This is a genomic window from Burkholderia sp. BCC0397 (assembly GCF_902832865.1).
Taxonomy (GTDB): domain Bacteria; phylum Pseudomonadota; class Gammaproteobacteria; order Burkholderiales; family Burkholderiaceae; genus Burkholderia.
On the sequence record NZ_CADFDL010000031.1, the window covers coordinates 1 to 1,284 of the forward strand.

A 1,284-nucleotide genomic window follows, 5' to 3' on the forward strand; every position below is an offset into this window, starting at 1 on the left:
AGAGGTGGCCGCGCGAATTCAGACAACCGGATAAGTGGAACGGCCAGGGCCTGAGCCGGCGATAATGCAGGCAAAGGAATCCGAGAAATGACGAAGAGAACCCGGCGGACGCACTCAGCGGCGTTCAAGGCGAAAGTGGCGCTGGCTGCGGTCAAGGGCGAGCGGACGCTGGCGGAACTGGCACAGCAGTTCGATGTGCACCCGAACCAGATCACGGAATGGAAACGGCAATTGCAGGAGCGCGCGGCGGACGTGTTCGGGGCGGGCGGAGCGCCGTCGAACGAGCCACCGGTTGATCTGAAATCGCTGCATGCGAAGATCGGGCAACTGGCGCTAGAAAATGATTTTTTAAGCGGCGCGCTCGACAAGGCGGGATTGCTGAGCGCAAAGAAATGATCGACCGTAAGCACACGTTGCCGATTGCGCAGCAGGCCCGTCTCGTCGGTGTGGCGAGATCGAGCGTGTATTACCGGCCACAGCCGGTGAACGGAGCGGATGAGTTGCTGATGCGACGGATTGACGAATTGCACATGGAGTTTCCATTTGCCGGAGCGCGGATGCTGGCGCGTCTGTTACGCCGGGAAGGCCATGAAGTCGGCCGCCGGCGTGTGCGGACGCTGATGAAGCGCATGGGCGCGGAAGCGCTGTACTGCAAGCCGAACACGAGCCGCCGCAACGCGCAGCACAAGATCTGGCCGTACCTGCTGCGCGGCATGAAGATCGACCGGGCCAATCAGGTGTTCGCTCTCGACACGACGTACATTCCGATGGCTCGCGGCTTCGTGTACCTGACGGCAGTGGTGGACTGGGCGAGCCGCAAGATTCTCGCGCACCGGGTTGCCATCACATTGGAAGCCTCGCACGCTGTTGACGCGCTGGAGGAAGCGTTTGCGCGCTACGGGCTGCCGGACATCGTGAACACCGATCAGGGCAGTCAGTTCACGGCGGGCGCGTTCACCGACGCCGTGCTGGGCCGACAGGTCCGGTTGTCGATGGACGGCAAAGGGGCTTGGCGCGACAACGTGTTCGTCGAGCGAGTCTGGCGCAGCATCAAGTACGAAGAAGTCTATTTGAAAGCGTACGAGTCGGTCAGCCACGCCCGGCGCTCCATCGGCGAATACATCGATCTGTACAACCGGAAACGGCCCCATTCGAGCCTGGAGGATCAGACGCCGGATGAGGCATACTTCGCGACGCTGCCTGCGATCAAATCGGCAGCATGATTGCCTCGGACGTTCCACTTAAAAATCTCAGAAAACTGTCCGAATGAGCGAGGCCACCTCT

The 1,284-nt window shown here is 61.2% G+C and carries 1 protein-coding gene; it reads left to right on the top strand.

Annotation, left to right across the window (positions count from 1 at the left end):
- Nucleotides 1–87 precede the first annotated feature (87 nt).
- Nucleotides 88–1,223, top strand: a protein-coding gene (locus tag HWX03_RS36620) for an IS3 family transposase (protein ID WP_175874673.1) whose coding sequence is annotated in 2 segments (ribosomal slippage) — nucleotides 88–343 and nucleotides 343–1,223 — 1,137 coding nt in all. Because the reading frame shifts where the segments join, the coding sequence is not laid out codon by codon here.
- Nucleotides 1,224–1,284 lie beyond the last annotated feature (61 nt).